Origin of the sequence: Microbacterium koreense (genome assembly GCF_042677105.1) — a bacterium.
Classification (GTDB): Bacteria; Actinomycetota; Actinomycetes; order Actinomycetales; family Microbacteriaceae; genus Microbacterium; species Microbacterium koreense.
On record NZ_JBHTIM010000001.1, the window covers coordinates 1716241 to 1733983 of the forward strand.

The window sequence follows — 17743 nt, forward strand, 5'->3', positions numbered from 1 at the left end:
GTCAGGCTGTCGTGCGCACCCGAACCGGTCGGGGATCCGGCGTCGCGGCATCCGATCGAGGAGTCACCATGCCCAGGGAACGCGGCGAGCAGGTCATCGCGACCAACCGGCGCGCGCGCTTCGACTACGAGATCGAGAAGACCTACGAGGCGGGCCTCGTCCTCACAGGCACCGAGGTCAAGTCGCTGCGCCAGGGACGCGCGAACCTCTCGGACGGCTACGCCTACATCGACGGTGAGCAGGCATGGTTGGATGCCGTGCACATTCCCGAGTACTCGCAAGGGCACTGGACGAATCACTCGACCAAGCGCACCCGCAAGCTTCTGCTCCACAAGGCCGAGATCATCAAGCTCTCGCATGCCATCTCTGCCGGCGGCTACACACTCATCCCGCTGAAGCTCTATTTCTCGGACGGCCGTGCGAAAGTCGAGATCGCGGTCGCGAAGGGCAAGCGCGAGTACGAGAAGCGGCAGACGATCCGCGAGCGCGAAGACAAACGTGAAGCAGAACGCGCGATGCGCTCACGCAATCGTCTCGGCGACTGAGCTCATTCCCCGCGATCGGACCGATGCCGCAGGTCAGTGTGCGCGCGCGGTGAAACGCGCCTCGACCGCTGCCGACACGACGATGTCCTCGGGTTCGAACTCGAGCGCGGGACCGCCTGCGCCGGTATCGGCCGCGAATGCGGCCCGCGCGAGGCGCATCTCGGGGCCTGCCCCGGCATCCGCCTTCACCAGCAGTCCGGTGTCGGCGATCTCGAGAGGGATGACCGCGCCCAGATCGAGGGCATCCGCATAAGATTGCGCACGTTGGACGGCCACGCGCACCGCATGGGCTGCGACATCCGCTTCGACACGCGCCGCGGTCGCCGGGGTGAGGCGCCACGAGATGCCGTCGATCTGCACGCCGTCGCGTTCGGCGACGTTGCTGACCCACCACGACAGTGCCGCGAAATCGGTGAAGGTGGCGGTCATCTCGACGGATGCGTAGTGAACGAGGGAAAGCTGCTTGCCCTCGCTGTTCCACGGCCTGTTCGCCCACAACGACACCCGCTGACTCGACCAGTCGGTCACCTCGTCGGCGGCCGCGCGCGCAGCGAGGTCTTCGCGGATCGGCGTGGCCAGCGAGGCGATCCGCTCGACGACATCGCCGCGGTCATGCCCTTCGGTGCGCACGGAGATCTGGGCGATGCCCTCTTCGGGCGCCACGCGCGCCTCGTGCTCGCCCCGGACGGTGATGGTCACTTCGCTCATGGGCTCGACCCTACGCGGGGCCGGTCGCGAGCATCCTGAGAAAAATTCCATCCAGGTGCATCCAAAACACTCCGTCGCCCGGAATCACTCTTCACCAGGGCGGTGAACGACCGCCTCCGATGAAGGGAAAGAACGTGCGCAAGACACTCGCTCTCGGCGTCGCAGCCGGGGCCATCGCAGCTATGGGCCTGATCGCGCCCGCCCACGCAGCCGGGGCCGACAACGCCCAGCTGTCCGTCCTCCACGGCATCCCGGACACACCCGTCGATGTGTACGTCAACGGAGACCTCACTCTCGACGACTTCGCACCCGGCGACCTCGCCGGCCCCCTCGACCTCCCCGCGGGCGACTACGAAGTCGCTCTGACCGCTCCGGATGCCGCGGATGACAGTGCCCCGATCCTGGGACCTGCCACCGTCACCCTCGAGGGCGGCATGAACTACACCGCGGTCGCCCATCTCACCGAGGCAGGCGACCCGACCCTCACCCCGTACGTCAACGACACGTCGCAGACCGCCGCGGGTGAAGGCCGTCTGACCGTGCGTCACGACGCTGCAGCCCCCGCCGTCGATGTGCTTGCCGGTGGCACAGCGGTCATCGAAGGACTCGCGAACCCCGACGAGGCGACACTCAACCTCGCACCCGGAACCATCTCCGCATCCGTCGCCGCCGCCGGAACCACCGAGCCCGTGCTCGGACCGGCGGACGTGACGATCGAAGAGGGAACGCTCACCATCGTGTACGCCTGGGGCAGCCTCGAGGACGAGACCCTCGCGCTCGCCGTCCAGACGATCAGCGGTCTGCACTCCGCGCCCGGTGGCGTGGACTCGGGTACGGGCGGGCAGCTCGCACAGCAGGACGCCGCCATGCAGATGCTCCTGATCGGGGGAGGCATCGCTCTCCTCCTCGCCATTGGGATCTCGTCGGCGGTCGTCGTCCGTGCGCGGTCGACCCGCTGAGGACCGGATCATGACGAGGACGATCACCGCCGTGCTGGCTGCGGCGGTGATCGTCCTCGTGTCGGCGGGGTGTGGCGCGACCCCCGAGGCGTCCACCCCGCCGGTCGTGACGGAGACTCCTCGGGCGCTTCCCACGCCCGAGGTGGAGGTCCCCGTCACCGCCGCCACCCTCACGCCGGCCGTCCCCGACGTGCCGCCCGTGCGGGTGGCGGTGTCCTCCGTAGACATCGATGTGCCGGTCGTTCCCGTCGGGATCGAACCCGGCGGCTTCATGGAGCTCGACCCCAACCCGGCGGTGGCGGGGTGGTATCGCTTCGGGGCAGATCCCACCAGTGGCGACGGCAACGTCGTGATCTCAGCCCACGTCGATGCGCCGGAGTATCCGATCGGTCCGTTCAGTCGCCTCCGCGATCTGGGTGCGGGTGCCGAGGTCTCGGTGACGGATGCCGCGGGCACCACGCACCGTTACCGCGTCGACAGCGTCACCTACTACCGCAAAACCGACCTGCCCGTGGACGAACTGTTCGCGCGGCAGGGATCTCGTGACCTCGTGCTCATCACCTGCGGGGGAGAGTACGACCCGTCGGTCGGTCGCTACCGGGATAACGTGGTGACGATCGCCACGCCCGTCGATTGATCTGCAGAGAAAGGAGCGGGTGTGTCCGCCCCCGATGACGAAGACCTCGTCGAACGCTTCCGAGCTGGAGAGGAACGCGCACTCGAAGAGGTGTATCGGCGCTGGTCGCCGATCGTGTTCACCCTTGCGCTGCGTTCGCTCGGCGACCGTGGTGACGCGGAAGACGTCACGCAGAAGGCCTTCGTGTCGGCGTGGACGTCGCGGGAATCCTTCGATCCGGCCAAGTCGCGGTTGTCGACGTGGCTCGTGATGATCACCAGGCGACGCATTGCCGACGCCCACGAGGCACGGGCTCGCGTGAAGGCGCTGCAAGAAGAACTGCAGCGGTTCGCGCACCCGGACGAACTCGTCGGGGGAGAGGTCGACCTCGGCGACAGTCTGCTGCTGGCCGACGAGATCGAACGACTCGAACCCGATGCGCGAACGGTCGTGCGGCTCGCGTTCTACGACGACCTGACGCACGACCAGATAGCCCAGAGGCTCGAGATGCCGCTCGGTACCGTGAAGAGCCATATTCGACGAAGTCTGACCAGAATGCGCACACGATTGGAGGTGGGACATGTCACATCTTGACCAGGATCGTTTCGCCTTGATCGCCTTCGGCGAAGAACCTACATCTGATGAGACGACGCACCTCGACGCGTGCGACGAGTGTGCTCTCGAACTCGCCGAGCTCGAGCACACGGTGTCGGTGGGGCGTTCCACGGCTACCGTCGGTGAGCTCGAAGCGCCGCCTGAACGGGTATGGGAGCGGATCGTCGCCGACGTCAGCGCGGCGCGTGCCGCGGAAGAAACCGTGGCCACGGTGCCCGCGCGCTCGCGCACCGTCTCACGCGTCCTGTTCGGACTCGCGGCCAGCCTCGTCGTGGTTCTCGGGATCGCGGGAGTGTGGAACCTCGTGCGGGCTCCGCAGGTCGTCGAGCTCGCCTCCGCCACCCTGGATGCCTTCCCCGAGCATCCCGGATCCCTCGGACACGCGACGGTGATCGAGTCGCCCGAGGGCGAGGTTGAGGTTCTCGTCGCGCTCGACGCGGACGCCGCCGACGTCGGGTACCGAGAGGTGTGGCTCATCCGTTCGGATGCGTCGGCTCTCATCAGTCTCGGCGTGCTCGAGGGGAGCGAGGGTGTCTTCCCGGTGCCGGCGGACATCGACATCCGCGAGTACGTCCTCGTCGACATCTCCCAGGAGGACGACGACGGCGATCCCTCGCACTCCGGTGACTCGATCGTGCGCGGTGAACTCGATTTCGTGTGAGGAATGGCGGGATGGCCGCTCACGTTGTATCCTGATGTGCTCGGATGTCACGGCATCCGAAACATGACAACTCCACAGTGTGACAGCGGCCGCCTTCACACGAAGGTTCACGGGGATGATCGGTTTCGACATCGCCTGTGAATCTGCGGGAAGCGGGCCGAGGATGCAGGGTTATCTCGTAAACGCCCTCTGCAAACCAATAGTTGCCGATGCAAAGCGCAACGACTTCGCCCTCGCTGCATAAGCGAGCCCGATAGTCCGTCAGACCGTGGCTGATTCCGACACGGATCCTGGCGTCATCTAGGAATCTTGCTGTGTGACGGCGTCTGGACGTCACGCGGGACTCTTCCCAGGCTGGGCTCGTCGACTTAGGTGTCTGTGACAAAGGTCGGAGCCGAGCAGAACGTCTTCACAGACTGCGCCCGGAGAAGACGCAGTATCTCAGCGATGGACGGGGGTTCGATTCCCCCCATCTCCACTGCCGCTGTCACGGAGTTCACGCCCCGCGGTCCCTTGGAAACAGGGGACCGCGGGGCTTTCTCGATCTCACCGACGACGGTCCGCGGGCGGATCATGACGTCGACCCCTTAGGGTGTGCGACATGACGCACGACGCCGGCGACATGCCGCGATGGTGGATTCGAGGACGTTCGCGGTTCGGGTCTGATCAGCCGGTCGCGACATGACGCTCGGGGATGTCGGGCGGGAGTTCGCGGCGTGCCTCGACCTTGCGTGGGCCGCCGAGTACATCGAGACTCCGTACGGTGTTCGCCCCTGGGAGTCGCGTCTACCTGTGGCGGCTCTCGCGCATGACAGCGTGGCGCTCGCGTCGCTGGCGGTCAACCTCATTGTGGCGGAGTGCGGTGCCCAGGACATCTCCCGCGTCTCGGTCGACGGAGCCGCCGTTGCCGCATCCTTCGCCGGCGATCGCGTGTTGCGTATCGACGGAGTGCGACCGGTGGCCTGGGCGCCGCTGTCGGGATTCTGGCGGACGGCAGACGGTTGGGTGCGTTCGCATGCGAACTATCCCCACCATGAGCGGGCACTGCGTTCGCTCCTCGGTGTGAGCGACGACGCACAGGTGCCGGTCGTGGCGCGCGCGATCGGCGACAGGAATTCTTTCGATCTCGAAGAGCGCGCCGCGCGCATCGGTGCCGTCGTCGGAGCCGCGCGCACACCGCAGTCGTGGAGTGAGGGAGCGCCGGGCCGTGCCGTGAACGCGGCCCCGGTGGTGCAGCACACGTCCGTCGAGGGTGGGGCCCCACGGGTATGGCACCAGGGTGGTGCGCCCCTGAGCGGCATCCGGGTACTCGACCTCACGAGGGTGCTGGCGGGACCCGTCGCCTCGCGGGACCTTGCGTTCGCCGGTGCGGAGGTTTGCGTGTGGATACGCCGTCTCACCCCGAGATCGGGTGGATCCATCTGGACACAGGTCAGGGCAAGCGGTCGACCCTGCTCGACCTGCGCGAGCGCGCCGACCGCGAGGCGTTCGATCGGCTGCTGTCGCGCGCCGACGTGGTGCTCACCGGGTATCGCCCCGGAGCCCTCGAGCGATTCGGGCTCGATGCGCGTTCTCTCGCGGAACGCGTCCCAGGGGTGGTGACGGCCTCCGTTTCCGTCTGGGGGTGGCAGGGGCCCTGGGCCGGCCGGCGCGGATTCGACAGCATCGTGCAGGCGGTGTGCGGTGTCTCGCTGGTCGAGAGTGTCGATGGTGTCACTCCGGGTGCCCTGCCCGTGCAGGCGCTCGACCACGCCACGGGACACTTTCTCGCCGCCGCGATCGTTCTGGCATTGCGCGAACAACATAGAGTGGGCGGTTCGATCGACGTGCGAATGTCACTGGCGCGCACAGCCCACGCGCTTCTGTCTTCGGCCGGCTCTGCGGCCGCCGTCGGTGCGAAAGGCGGAGCCTTTGACCTCGACGGCGCGACAACGCTGCCGACACACCGCCGCGGTCGCATCACGTACGCGCCTCCCGTGCTGGCCTTCGAAGGCGCTCCCGCGGATTATTCGCACGTGGGACGCCCGTGGGGTGCGGACGCCGCGCGCTGGGTGAGCTGATAGCCCCCGTCTGGCCGTGATCGGTAGGGACGAAGCGTCCGCGCGCCGGGATGGGACCGGCGCCGATCATCACGCGCCCGTCTGCCAGAATGGAGACGTGGCTCAATCGAGAGGTCTGCGCGTCGTGCGGGGGACGATCGTTGCCTCGATCGCGACGTTCATCGCCTTGATGTCACACGTGGCCGCGGGGGGAGCCCTCCCGGCACTGCTCGGTATCGCGGTGCCGTGGGTGCTGTCCGTCATGGTGTGCACACTGCTCACGGGTCGCTCGCTCTCGCTCGCTCGCCTCTCGCTCGGCGTCGTTCTCAGCCAGACGCTCTACCATCTGCTCTTCGTGCTCGGCACTCCGAGCTCCTCACGGGCGACCGCAGTGCACATGCACGGCCATGTGCAGACGCTGTCCGGGGAGCCCGCATTCGTCGAGAGCATGATGCATGGCGGGGCCGCCATGTGGGTGAGCCACGCAGTCGCCGCCATCGTCACCATCGCCGTCGTGTATCGCGGAGAGACGGCAGCGCGTCGTCTGGGCGCACTGGCACGTGATCTCCTCTCCGCCGTGCGGCGAAGGCTCATCGTTCCGGCCTTCGCCGCGCCGACTCCGCGGCCCGTTCCGGTCGTCGCGTCGGAGCTCCGCGCACTCCCGAGCCTCGGACGGCACGCCGACAGCGTCGCACGTCGCGGTCCGCCCTCACTCCTTCTGGTCTGATTCCGCGCCGCGCCGGTCCTCGGGCGGTGTGATTCCGCACCCTCGGGGTGCCCAGACGCGTGCCGTCGGTCGACGGCGCACGAGAAGGGGCGCGTCCATGCTTCGCGCACGCAAGATCCTCGCCGGTGTCGCCGTCACCGTTGTCGCGGTGCTCGCACCGGTGGCTCCGGCATCCGCTCACGACGAACTCGTCTCGAGCGACCCTGCCGCCGACCAGGCGCTGGTCGCAGCGCCCGAAACGGTGACGCTTCAGTTCACCGGCGACGTCCTCACGATGGGGGCGGTCATCATGGTGGCTGACGCAGACGGAACCGATTGGACCGAAGGAGACCCGCTGGTCGACGGGGCGACCGTCTCAGCGATCATCCGTCCCGGCATGCCCGAGGCGGGATACGAGGTGCGCTGGCGGGTCGTATCCGGTGACGGGCATCCGGTCGCGGGCATCGTGCCGTTCACGGTCGGTGACGGCGATCCGCTCACGCGGGACGCCGAATCGGTCGAATCAGCGGATGCGACCACCTCTGCGGAGAGGCAGACCGACTCGGAAGGCGGCGCACTGCGCGCCGTCCTCATCGGCGTCGGGGGCGCGCTCATCGCGATCGCGCTCTACGTCGCCGTGCGAACCCTCACCCGACGCCGGACAGTCGGCGTCACACACAGATCCGGTGTCGACAGAGACACCCCGGAAAGGCACAACCCATGACCACCAAGACCACCACACTGACTCGCCTCGCCGCGCTCCTGGCCGTGGGCGCACTCGCGCTCTCGGGATGTGCGTCGCAGTCCGCTCCCGCCGCGGAGACGATGACCGAAGCGGAATCGATCGAGATCGTCGATACGTGGGTCAAGTCGGCCGACGAAGGCATGTCCGCCGCGTTCGGCGAACTCACCAATCAAGGCGACACCGACATCACCGTCGTTTCGGCAGAGTCCGAGGCGTCCACGATGCTCGAGCTGCATGAGACCTCCGCGAACGACGCAGGTGAGATGGTGATGCGCGAGATCGACGGGGGATTCGTGATCCCCGCCGGTGGAAGTCTCACCCTCGAACCCGGTGGCAACCACCTCATGCTCATGGATCTCACCGCACCGCTCGTCGCCGGAAGCGAGGCGACCTTCATCCTGACGCTGTCCGACGGCTCGACGTTCGAGTTCGTCGCGCCGGTGAAGGACTACTCGGGTGCCAACGAGAGCTACGAAGGGGATCACTCCGAGATGGACCACGATCACGATGGTCATGACCACTCCGACGATGAAGACGAGGAGATGGATCACTGATGCCCGCAGACCGGGGCTCCGATCCCGGTCGCCGTGGGTCGACCCGGCGGCAGTTCCTCTTCGGAGGGGCCGTCGCCGGTGTCGGCGCCGCCGCGGCGGTCGGCGTCGACTACGCCGTGAACAATGGCGGGTCGGTCGCGGCATCCGTGCCTCTCAACGGAGACACCGTCGTACCGTTCTTCGGGAACCATCAGGCCGGCATCGACACGGACGCGCAGGCGAACGGCGTGTTCATCGCGCTCGATCTGCGCCCGGAGGTCGACCGTGACGCGTTGCGGCGGCTCATGCGAATCCTGAGCGACGACGCCGCCCGCCTGACACAAGGGGAAGGCGCGCTGGCAGATTCGGAGCCGGAACTGGCGACGACCCCCGCGCGGCTCACCGTCACGTTCGGGTTCGGGCCGGGGCTCGTGGCGCGGGCGAGCGGGGCCGCGCCGACGTGGTTGCGTCCCCTGCCCGCGTTCGGCATCGACCGACTGCAGCCGGAGTTCGGCGACGGTGACCTGCTGATGCAGATCGCGTCGGACGACCCGATCACGCTCGCCCACGCGACCCGGATGCTGCTCAAGGACAGTCGTACGTTCGCGACCGTGCGATGGACGCAGCGCGGTTTCCGACAGGCGTACGGCAGCGTGAAACCGGGCACGACGATGCGAAACCTCTTCGGACAGATCGACGGAACGACCAATCCTGTTCCCGGGACGACCGACTTCGATTCCGTTGTGTGGATCGAGGACGGCTGGCTTGCCGCAGGGACGAGCATCGTCATCCGTCGCACCCACATGGATCTCGACAAGTGGGACCGACTCGACCGTGGCGGGCGCGATCAGTCCATCGGTCGCTTCCACTCCAACGGTGCACCGTTGACCGGAACGGACGAGTTCGACGAGCCGGACTTCGACGCGACGACGTCGATAGGGTTCCCTGTCATCCCGGAGTTCTCGCACCTGCGACGAGCGCGCAGCGACGATCCGACCGAACGCATCTTCCGCCGCGCGTACAACTACGACGACGCCCCGTCCGGTGATCGTGTGTCGGACTCCGGACTGATCTTCGTCTCGTTCCAGGCTGACGTCGATCGTCAATTCGTCCCGATCCAGCGACGGCTGGACGAGCTCGACCTGCTGAACGAGTGGACGACCCCGATCGGTTCAGCGGTGTTCGCCGTTCCCCCCGGATGCGCTCGGGGAGGGTACGTCGGCGAGACGCTTCTCTCCTGATTCGGAGCGCCTACGCGCGATCGTCGACCGGAGGGACATGGGGAATGTGGCTCGGCCGCTGGGACCGCGCTGGCAGCGCGTCCGCCTCGACGACGGGCGTCGCCGACGTCGTCGCCTCACCCTCGTACGCGTAGACGTCGCTCGTCGATCCGGTGTGTCGGCGCAGGCGCCTGCCGGTGACCGTGTTCGCCTGAACCTTCATCGCGGTGTGCAAGGGGATGGGGTTGTTCGAGACGAGGCCGCGCACGCCGCTGCCTCGGAGCTCGCGATCATCGGTGACACGCGACGCAGGACCGCGCACCACGACGCTCCAGTAGGCATCGGGGGTCGACCCGTCGATCTCGAAAGCCACGATCGGATGATGGGCGATATGGAACAGCTTGCGGTCCCTCGCGGTGCGCACGTAGAGCGCTCCCTCGTGGCAGACATAATTGACGGGAAAGATGTCGGGCTCGCCGTCAGCGCGGATCACCGCCAGGCGGCCCAGATTCGATGACTGGAGCAGTCCCCAGCAATCCTGTGCGCTGAGTTGCTCCACGGATTCGGATGCCGTCACGAGGCATCACCCCCGATTCTGCTCTCGCTTTCCACGGTAGCCCGGAACGCGCGCAGTCGACAGGGGGACGGTCAGAGATCTCGCCACGCGGAGGGGATCGGAACGCTCCGCCCGAGCACGCGTTCGGCGGCTCGGTGGCCGGACAGCATCGCCGCGGACACGGTTGCCGGATCGTCGGTCCATGTCGCCTCTCCGGCGAGGTGCAGCACGTCGCCGATCGGTGTCGCGAGATCGTCGTGATCGGATGTGGTCGAGCCGAGGGTCATGTATGCATACGACCCGCGTGCCCAGGGATCATCCTGCCAATCCGTGACGTGCACGTGCGTCGGGGTTTCTACCGCGGCGCCGTACAGACGCCGCAACTGATCGACCACCGACCGGGCGATCTCGTCCTCCGACCAATCCCGCGTCGCCTCGGCAGCGGGGCCGGCAGCGAATGTGAGCAGCGTCGGGGTGTCGTGGAGATCGGTGAGGTCATACCAGGAGTGCCACCACCGTCCTTCTGGGCCTTGCTGCCGGATCACGTAGACGTCCTCGTCCCAGAATCTCGTGCGAAAGCGCAGAAAGACCTTCTCGAACGCGTTCATCGACAGACGGCCGAGGGCTGTGCTGACCGGCTCGGGAAGCTGCGGTGAGATGACGAAGTCTGCAGACTGCAGCACACCGACGGGCACGGTCACGATCGCGCGGTTCGCGTGGAACGTGCCGTGATCGGTTGTGACGCTCACGTCGTCCGACCAATCGATTCGAGAGACCACGTGGGTCAGGCGCACGTCGAGGCCTTCGGCCAGGCGCCGCGGGAGACGGTCGTAGCCATCCGGGAAGACGACCTCGTCTCCGTCGATCGCGTCGTCGTCGAGACCGTGCGCGGCCAGATCCTCGATCCACGCGCCGTACTGTTCCTCGGAGCGATGCTCGAGGTACTCGCGCACCCGCTGCGTCCGCGTATCGTCCCACTCCTGTGCGGCCAGCGCCGCTTCGGTGACATCACGGTACGACGCATCCGGGGACGATCGGTCGATCACCTCGACCAACGTCGCATCCACTGCGTGGATGTCGGCGACATAGGCGCGCGCCTGCGCATCCGACAGCCGCGCGCCGTCGGGTCCGTAGTGGGCGATCGGGCGGCTGTCGGGTTGATACCCACCGACGGTGAACTCGGACATCCGCATTCCGAGCGCCTCGGCCGCAGCGGCCACCGGGCTGCCGTTCACGCCGTGGATCCACGATGCACCCATGTCGGTGACGAGCTGGAATCGCCGATCGGTCACGACGCGTCCGCCGACGCGGTCGCGCGCCTCGAGGACGATGACATCCCGTCCTTCCGCGGCGAGCAGCCGCGCGGCGGTGAGGCCCGCCACTCCGGCTCCGACGACGATCGTGTCGTGGTGCGGCATCCCGGCCTCCTCGTGCGCGCGGCGGCGCTCAGAGTGACGCTACCGCGCCGGGGGCTGCTGCGCCCGTATCGATTCCCGCGACGCGCGCCGTCAGGTCAATTCGGCCACTCGATCAACAAGAGCCCTTGCTTGGTGTCGGCGAACGTGACCGCACCGTCGGCGAACAGGTAGGTCATTCCGTAGCCCTCTTCGTCCGCGGAGATCGTCGTCTCGGGGTCCTCGGTGATGTAGACACCGGCAGCGCCGTCTTCGCGGATCCACCCCGCTGCGACGAGGGCGGTCTGCGCATCCGCCGCCGCCTCATCGGTGATCGGCGCCCATCCGAAACGCTGCAGATTATCGCTGGCAGGCCCTTCGAAATCGGCCCAGGTGCAGATGATGCCGTCGGCCAGTTCGAGCTCGCCCAGGTAGAAGCGGTCGGCGAGCACCGTCCATCCGATGCTCTCGAACCCTTCCACCGTTGAGGCGGGGATGATCGTCTCGCACGTCGGGTCCGGTGTTTCCGGCTCGACCGTCTCGGTGACGACGGGCTCGGGGGCGGCCTCGGTCACGGTCGGCGCCGCGGTGGCCGTGGCGGTCGGCTCAGGATCTGCGCCCGCGCAGGCGGTGGCCAGTGCCGCGATCGCGGCGATCGAGAGAGCGGCACCCAGGCGGGCGAAGGGGGTCGGCATAGCGGCTCCGATGGGGAGGGGAGTCGGACGGGAAGGGATCAGGCAGGGGAATGGAGGAGGTCGAGGAAAACGGGGTGGAGGAGGCCGTTGGTGGCCAGTGCGGAACGTTCAGCGATCGAGGCCGTGCCCGAGAACGCGGTGAAGCGCCCGCCGGCTTCTTCCACGATCGGCGCCAGGGCGGCGATGTCGTACTCTTTCACACCGAACTCGGCCACGAGTTCGAGGCGACCCTCGGCCAACAGCATGTACGGCCAGGCGTCACCGTATCCGCGATCGCGCCACACCGCCGACGTGAGGCGTTCGAGCGCCGGGAGCTGCTCGGCATCCCGCCACTGTTCGATGCTTTGGAAACTGACACTCGCGCGATCGAGGGTGTCGACGTCCGATACGTGGATGCGACGGATGCCCCCGCTCGGTGTGTTCGTCCAGGCTCCGAGTCCTGCCGCCGCCCACCAGCGTCGTCCGATCGCCGGCTGGCTCACGACGCCCACACGCGGGACGCCGTTGACTGCGAGCGCGATGAGCGTCGTCCACATCGGGATGCCGCGCAGATAATTGTGGGTGCCGTCGATGGGGTCGATGATCCACTGCCGGGCGCCGGAGCCGGTCGTTCCGAACTCCTCACCCAGCACGCTGTCGTCCGGGCGTTCGGCGGTGAGGATCGTGCGGATCGCCTCTTCGGTGGCGATGTCGGCATCTGTCACGAACGTCGCGTCCGGTTTGGCCTGCACGTTGAGGTCGGGCGCGTCGAAGCGGGGCATCGAGGCAAGGTCTGCGGCGTCGGCCAGTCGCAGCGCCAGATCCAGGTCGGCGTGCAGGTCGATCTCAGCCCCCGTCTCGGGGCCGTCCGTGGCGGCAGATGTCACGCGAATCAGGATAACCGGCGCTCTGTGCCCTCGATTTCTCGGAGACCGGATCGTGATGCTAATGTTGACCCTCGGTTCGCCGTGTGTGAATCGTCCGCACCTCTAGCTCAATCGGCAGAGCAACTGACTCTTAATCAGTGGGTTCAGGGTTCAAGTCCCTGGGGGTGCACCACCACGAAAACCCCGGCACGCAGATCGCTGTGTGCCGGGGTTCTCTCGTTCAGAATGCGCCCTGCCGCCCCGATATCGGCACAGATTCGGTCTCGACCCATGTCGGAGCACACTGCTAATCTCCGAGCCAGATGGGCGTGACTGGCCTCGCCGATCACCTACTGGGGAACGAAACGTGATCACAGGAATGGGGATGCGTCGCGCAGGGACGTGGCGCAACCGCGTGCGAACGCATAGCGGGTTGCCGCTTCTGCTGATGACGGGCTGATCCGCGCGGGCGACCTCGGACCTGTGCCGAAGCCGCCCGGGCGGATCAGCCCGATCACAGGAGGAGAACACATGAAGATCGTCACGAAGGCGGCGCTCGGCCTCGCGGCGGCCGGCGCGCTCGCGCTCGGCGCCGCGGTTCCGGCATCGGCCGCGTCCTATCCCGGTTCCGTCCTCGCGGACGGCCGCTATGTCGCCTCGCAGAAGGCTGGCTCGGTCAAGGTCAACCTTCAGGCGGGTTGCCACAACTTCTTCGACACGCCCTACGTCGGCGTGTACGTCGAGACCGTCGGGCACTCGAACCGCCCGTGGAACGTCTCGGTCGAGGCGACCGGCGGAAAGGGCTGGGACGCCCGCTATGCCGGCGACCGCACGCTGGACAAGCAGCGTGGCTCGGCCGAATACACGTCCATCGTCGCGCTCAAGGGCGACGGCTCCAGCTGGGACACCCGGCCGGGCGGAACGGTGTCGGTCACCCTCCAGAAGGTCAACCAAGACGGCTCCCATGTCGGTGACCCCGTCGTCGTCGAGTTCGATCGCCCCGCCATCAATTGTGTGAGTGTCGGCGGCGCCGTGCTCTGATCCGCCACTCCCGAGGGGACCCCTGCCGTGCGGTGGGGGTCCCCTTCTCGTCGTTGCGCGCTGTGGATATCGGATCGCGAATCGATAACGACACGCCGCCCGGCTTGACCGTCCGCGCTCGCTCACATACATTGCCAATACCTGAATCAGCTTTCAGGTAACCCTGCGGGGCACCACATCCTTCCAACGGTGAAAGGCATGCACATGCGTGTAACGAAGAAGTTGTTCTTGGGCTCCGTGGTCGCCACGGCCGCCCTCGTCCTGGCGGCCTGCGCGCCGGCCACCGACGCCGGCGGAACCGGCGATACGGGCGGTGACGGCCCCGAGGAGATCAAGGTCGGCATCGTCACGAGCGAGACGGGCCCGCTGGCCAGCTACGGCGAGCAGTACCTGCACGGCTTCGAGGCCGGTCTCGAGTACGCGACCGACGGCACGAACGAGGTCGATGGCATGAGCATCGTCGTCGAGGAGAAGGACGACGCCGGCGACGCCGACAAGGCCGTCACCGCCGTCAAGGAACTCATCGGCGAAGGCGTCAACATCATCGCCGGGACGGTGTCGTCGGGCGTCGCGCTCGCGGTCGCCGAGCAGGCAGCCCAGAACAAGGTGCTCTACATCTCGGGCCCCGCCGCTGCCGACGCGGTCACCGGCATCAACGAGTACACCTTCCGCTCAGGTCGCCAGAGCGCACAGGACGTCGCCACCGCCGGTACCTTCCTCGACGACATCAGCGGCAAGACCGTCACGGTCTTCGCGCAGAACACCGCATTCGGCACGGGCAATGAGGCTGCCGTCCAGGCGATCCTCGGCGCGGCCGGCGCCGAGGTGAACTCGATCCTCGTTCCCGAGGACGCCACTGAGTTCACGCCGTTCGCCCAGCAGGTGCTCGCCGAGCAGCCCGACCTCGTGTTCGTCGCGTGGGCCGGTGCCACCTCGGGTGCCATGTGGCAGGCCATGAGCCAGCAGGGCGTCATGGATGAGATCCCCGTCGTGACCGGTCTCGGTGACGCCGCGACGTTCGGCGCCTACGGTGAGGCTTCGGAGCAGATCAGCTTCCTGAACCACTACTTCGCCGGAGCACCCGACAACGAGGTCAACGCCGCCATGGTGGAGTCGATCGAAGCCGCCGGTGGCACCGTCGACCTGTTCAGCCCCGATGGCTTCAACGCCGCGCTCATGGTCGTCCAGGCGATCAAGGAAGGCAAGGGCGACGTCGACGCGATGGTCGCAGCGCTCGAGGGTTACGAGTTCGAGGGCCCGAAGGGCACGATGACGATCCGCGCCGGGGACCACGCTCTGTTGCAGGAGATGTACCAGGTGCGCCTCGTCGCCGACGGTGACACCTTCGTCCCCGAGCTCGTCGAGACCGTGTCGGCCGACCAGGTCGCTCCGGCAGAGGCGCAGTAACCCATGAGCGCTCCTGTCCCGTCCGCGCTTCGCATCGAAGGCCTCGGCCTGCAGATCGGCGGCGCATCCATCCTCAAGGACGTCCAGCTCGACGTCGCGGCGGGTTCGCTCGTCGGCGTCATCGGCCCGAACGGTGCCGGCAAGACCACGCTCTTCAACGTGATCTCCGGGATCGTCCGGCCGACCGCGGGACGAGTCCTCATGGACGGCACCGACATCACGTCGGCGTCCGTGCCCGCCCGGGCGCGGGCGGGACTGGGGCGCACCTTCCAGACCTCGAGTCTGTTCCCGCGGCTCAGCGTCCTCGAGAACGTGCGCCTCGCGGCACAGGTCTCGCTCGGCGGCTCCTCGTCGCTGTTCCGCTTCCCCCGGCGATCGGATGCCGCGACCGAGCTCGCGTTGCAGAAGCTTGAGGCCGTCGGACTGTCGCACAAACTCGACACCGCGGCGGGTGACATGTCCCACGGCGACAAGCGCAAGCTAGAGATCGCCGTGCTCCTGGCCACCGAAGCGTCGATCGTCCTACTCGATGAACCGATGGCCGGTGTCGCCTCCGGCGACGTGGCCGGGTTGGTCCAGAACATCCGCGACCTGCACGCCGAGAAGGGCTGCACCGTGCTGATGGTGGAACATCACATCGATGTGCTCATGGGCCTGGTCGACAAGGTCGCCGTCATGTACTTCGGCAACATCATCGCCTACGACACGCCGGAGGCTGTCATGGCCGATCCGACGGTCCAGAGCGCTTACCTCGGAACGGGGACCGCCGCATGACCACACCCATTCTCTCCGTCGAGGGCCTGCGGTGCACGATCGCGGGGCAGCAGGTCGTCGAGGACGTCACGTTCGACGTCCCCGCGACCGGCATCACCGCCGTGCTGGGTCGCAACGGGGTCGGCAAGACCTCGACTCTCCGCGGCATCCTCGGTCTCATCCATCGACGCGGACGCGTCACGCTCGGCGGCGAGCGTATCGATGGGATGCCGACGCACCGGATCGTCCGTCGTGGGGTCGGCTACGTCCCCGAAGACCGCGAAGTGTTCGCCAAGCTGAGCGTGGCCGAGAATCTCGCGTTGGCCGAACGACAGCGCAACCCGCGCCGGGAGTTCGTCGCCGAGCTGTTCCCCGACCTCGTCGCCCGCAAGGACCAACCGGCCGGAACGCTCTCAGGCGGTCAGCAGCAAATGGTGTCGGTCGCTCGTGCGCTGATGAACGACAACCGGCTGCTGCTCGTCGACGAGCCCACGAAGGGCCTTGCGCCCAAGATCGTCTCCGAGGTCGCCGCTGCCCTCGCCGAAGCGTCCAAGACGGTTCCCATCCTGCTCGTCGAGCAGAACCTCGAGGTCGTCCGGCGTCTCGCGACCGGCGCGATCGTCATCGGCGGAGGCCGAGTCGTCCACACCGGCAGCGCCGCTGCCATCCTCGACGACGAGGACCTGACCCGTCGTCTGCTCGGCGTGCACGCCGAGACAACCGCGCCGCATGCCACGGAGGCCGACGCATGAGCACCCTCGTCCTGACCCTCATCACCGGCATCGGCCTCGGCGCCCTGTACTTCCTCGTCGCGAGCGGGCTGAGCCTCATCTACGGGCTCATGCACGTGCTGAACTTCGCGCACGGCGCGTTCCTGACACTGAGCGCCTTCATCGGGTGGTGGGTCGCACAATCGCTCGGGACGGATTCGTGGGGCTCGTTCCTCCTGTCGGTCCTGGCGGGCGCCGTCGTCGGCGCGATCTTCGCGACCGCGACCGAGCTGGTGCTCATCAGACCGCTCTACGAACGCCATATAGAACAGGTGCTGGTAACCGTCGGGTTGTCTTTCGCAGCGGTCGCCCTGTTCGAGGGCATCTGGGGCACGGACGCGATCCACATCGCGGGACCGTCGTGGCTCAAGGAAACCACCGAAGTCCTCGGCGCCCGCATCCCCAATACCTACTGGGTCCTCATGATCGCCGCGATCCTCGTGCTCGCTGCACTGGTCATCTTCTTGCAGAAGACGCGCTACGGAATGATCATCCGCGCCGGCGTCGAGAACCGGTCGATGGTGACCGCTCTCGGGATCGACGTGCGCCGCTCCTTCACCCTCGTGTTCGCCATCGGCGGCGCCGCCGCCGGCATCGGCGGTGTGTTGGCGATGCACTACTCGACGTTCGTGTCGGCACACCTCGGGCAGACGCTTCTGATCTTCGCCTTCATCGTCACCGTCGTCGGCGGGCTCGGGTCGTTGACCGGCGCCGCCATCGCGTCCGTGCTGGTCGCGGTCCTCCAACAATTCGCCAACTTCTATCTCGGCGGGACGGGCGACTTCATCGTCGTCATCCTCCTCGCCGTCGTCCTGCTCGTCCGCCCGACGGGCCTCCTGGGGAGGAAGGCATGACTCTTCGCAACGCCGAGGGCGCATCGTCCTCCACCCGTTCCCTCACCCGCTACATCCCCGCGGTGATCGGTGTCGTGCTGG

The 17743-nt window shown here is 67.3% G+C and carries 20 protein-coding genes, 1 tRNA gene, 1 other RNA gene and 1 pseudogene; 18 read left to right on the forward strand and 5 right to left on the reverse strand.

Translation table 11 applies throughout. The annotated features are described in order from the left end of the window. The first annotated feature begins 68 nt into the window (after window positions 1–68). Window positions 69–545 (forward strand): SsrA-binding protein SmpB, encoded by a 477-nt coding sequence (smpB, locus tag ACFQZV_RS07960; protein ID WP_378749975.1) that lies wholly within the window; start codon window positions 69–71, stop codon window positions 543–545. A 33-nt stretch (window positions 546–578) separates the two neighbouring features. Here the strand turns inward: smpB and ACFQZV_RS07965 are convergent, their stop codons facing one another. Then, entirely contained in the window at window positions 579–1253 is a 675-nt protein-coding gene (locus tag ACFQZV_RS07965; RefSeq protein WP_378749973.1) for an SIMPL domain-containing protein, read from the reverse strand. Window positions 1254–1387: 134 nt separating this feature from the next. Here ACFQZV_RS07965 and ACFQZV_RS07970 point away from each other — a divergent pair, with 134 nt between their 5' ends. The 11 genes and pseudogenes from ACFQZV_RS07970 to ACFQZV_RS08020 all read left to right on the forward strand — a co-directional run bounded on the left by ACFQZV_RS07970 (window position 1388) and on the right by ACFQZV_RS08020 (window position 9368). Further along, window positions 1388–2212, forward strand: coding sequence for a DUF4397 domain-containing protein (locus tag ACFQZV_RS07970; protein WP_378749971.1), 825 nt, complete (start codon window positions 1388–1390; stop codon window positions 2210–2212). 10 nt (window positions 2213–2222) lie between these two features. Continuing rightward, window positions 2223–2849, forward strand: a complete 627-nt coding sequence (locus tag ACFQZV_RS07975; protein ID WP_378749969.1) for a class F sortase — start codon at window positions 2223–2225, stop codon at window positions 2847–2849. 21 nt (window positions 2850–2870) lie between these two features. Beyond that, window positions 2871–3422, forward strand: a complete 552-nt coding sequence (locus ACFQZV_RS07980) for an RNA polymerase sigma factor (protein WP_378749967.1) — start codon at window positions 2871–2873, stop codon at window positions 3420–3422. Beyond that, window positions 3409–4104 carry an anti-sigma factor gene (locus ACFQZV_RS07985; protein WP_378749964.1) on the forward strand — a complete coding sequence of 232 codons (696 nt, stop codon included), beginning with the start codon at window positions 3409–3411 and terminating at the stop codon, window positions 4102–4104. The genes ACFQZV_RS07980 and ACFQZV_RS07985 overlap by 14 nt, the downstream gene beginning before the upstream one ends. A 111-nt stretch (window positions 4105–4215) precedes the next feature. After that, window positions 4216–4585: a transfer-messenger RNA gene (ssrA, locus tag ACFQZV_RS07990) on the forward strand. Between the two features lie 200 nt (window positions 4586–4785). Continuing rightward, window positions 4786–5469: pseudogene (locus ACFQZV_RS07995) on the forward strand (hypothetical protein); the annotation flags it as partial. A gap of 17 nt (window positions 5470–5486) precedes the next feature. Next, window positions 5487–6164 (forward strand): CoA transferase, encoded by a 678-nt coding sequence (locus ACFQZV_RS08000; RefSeq protein WP_378749962.1) that lies wholly within the window; start codon window positions 5487–5489, stop codon window positions 6162–6164. Between the two features lie 97 nt (window positions 6165–6261). After that, window positions 6262–6870 (forward strand): hypothetical protein, encoded by a 609-nt coding sequence (locus ACFQZV_RS08005; protein WP_378749960.1) that lies wholly within the window; start codon window positions 6262–6264, stop codon window positions 6868–6870. Window positions 6871–6967: 97 nt separating this feature from the next. Then, complete coding sequence (locus ACFQZV_RS08010) at window positions 6968–7573, forward strand: copper resistance CopC family protein (RefSeq protein ID WP_378749958.1); 606 nt, start codon at window positions 6968–6970, stop codon at window positions 7571–7573. Then, a complete protein-coding gene (locus ACFQZV_RS08015; RefSeq protein ID WP_378749956.1) occupies window positions 7570–8148 on the forward strand; it encodes a copper chaperone PCu(A)C in 579 nt (192 codons plus the stop codon). Before ACFQZV_RS08010 ends, ACFQZV_RS08015 begins: the two co-directional genes overlap by 4 nt. Then, complete coding sequence (locus tag ACFQZV_RS08020; RefSeq protein ID WP_378749954.1) at window positions 8148–9368, forward strand: Dyp-type peroxidase; 1221 nt, start codon at window positions 8148–8150, stop codon at window positions 9366–9368. The genes ACFQZV_RS08015 and ACFQZV_RS08020 overlap by 1 nt, the downstream gene beginning before the upstream one ends. A 10-nt stretch (window positions 9369–9378) precedes the next feature. On the opposite strand, the gene ACFQZV_RS08025 is transcribed toward ACFQZV_RS08020, so the two are convergent. The 4 genes from ACFQZV_RS08025 to ACFQZV_RS08040 all read right to left on the reverse strand — a co-directional run bounded on the left by ACFQZV_RS08025 (window position 9379) and on the right by ACFQZV_RS08040 (window position 12858). Next, entirely contained in the window at window positions 9379–9924 is a 546-nt protein-coding gene (locus ACFQZV_RS08025) for a pyridoxamine 5'-phosphate oxidase family protein (RefSeq protein ID WP_378749952.1), read from the reverse strand. A gap of 71 nt (window positions 9925–9995) precedes the next feature. Beyond that, on the reverse strand, window positions 9996–11321 hold the full coding sequence (locus tag ACFQZV_RS08030; RefSeq protein WP_378749950.1) for a flavin monoamine oxidase family protein: 1326 nt from the start codon (window positions 11319–11321) through the stop codon (window positions 9996–9998). Window positions 11322–11416: 95 nt separating this feature from the next. Continuing rightward, window positions 11417–11992, reverse strand: coding sequence for a hypothetical protein (locus tag ACFQZV_RS08035; RefSeq protein WP_378749948.1), 576 nt, complete (start codon window positions 11990–11992; stop codon window positions 11417–11419). A 38-nt stretch (window positions 11993–12030) separates the two neighbouring features. Beyond that, window positions 12031–12858, reverse strand: a complete 828-nt coding sequence (locus tag ACFQZV_RS08040; RefSeq protein WP_378749946.1) for an inositol monophosphatase family protein — start codon at window positions 12856–12858, stop codon at window positions 12031–12033. A gap of 96 nt (window positions 12859–12954) precedes the next feature. Between ACFQZV_RS08040 and ACFQZV_RS08045 the strand changes: the two genes are divergently transcribed. From ACFQZV_RS08045 to ACFQZV_RS08070, 6 genes are all read left to right on the forward strand, one after another. Continuing rightward, a tRNA-Lys gene (locus ACFQZV_RS08045) sits at window positions 12955–13030 on the forward strand. 338 nt (window positions 13031–13368) lie between these two features. Next, entirely contained in the window at window positions 13369–13878 is a 510-nt protein-coding gene (locus tag ACFQZV_RS08050; protein WP_378749944.1) for a hypothetical protein, read from the forward strand. Between the two features lie 204 nt (window positions 13879–14082). Next, window positions 14083–15285 (forward strand): substrate-binding domain-containing protein, encoded by a 1203-nt coding sequence (locus ACFQZV_RS08055; protein WP_378750409.1) that lies wholly within the window; start codon window positions 14083–14085, stop codon window positions 15283–15285. 3 nt (window positions 15286–15288) lie between these two features. Beyond that, window positions 15289–16059: an ABC transporter ATP-binding protein gene (locus ACFQZV_RS08060; protein WP_378749942.1), complete on the forward strand. Its 771-nt coding sequence runs from the start codon at window positions 15289–15291 to the stop codon at window positions 16057–16059. Then, window positions 16056–16790 (forward strand): ABC transporter ATP-binding protein, encoded by a 735-nt coding sequence (locus ACFQZV_RS08065; RefSeq protein ID WP_378749940.1) that lies wholly within the window; start codon window positions 16056–16058, stop codon window positions 16788–16790. Before ACFQZV_RS08060 ends, ACFQZV_RS08065 begins: the two co-directional genes overlap by 4 nt. Next, the gene (locus tag ACFQZV_RS08070) at window positions 16787–17662 is read left to right on the forward strand and encodes a branched-chain amino acid ABC transporter permease (protein WP_378749938.1); all 876 of its coding nucleotides are present in this window, start codon (window positions 16787–16789) and stop codon (window positions 17660–17662) included. Before ACFQZV_RS08065 ends, ACFQZV_RS08070 begins: the two co-directional genes overlap by 4 nt. Window positions 17663–17743: the final 81 nt, after the last annotated feature.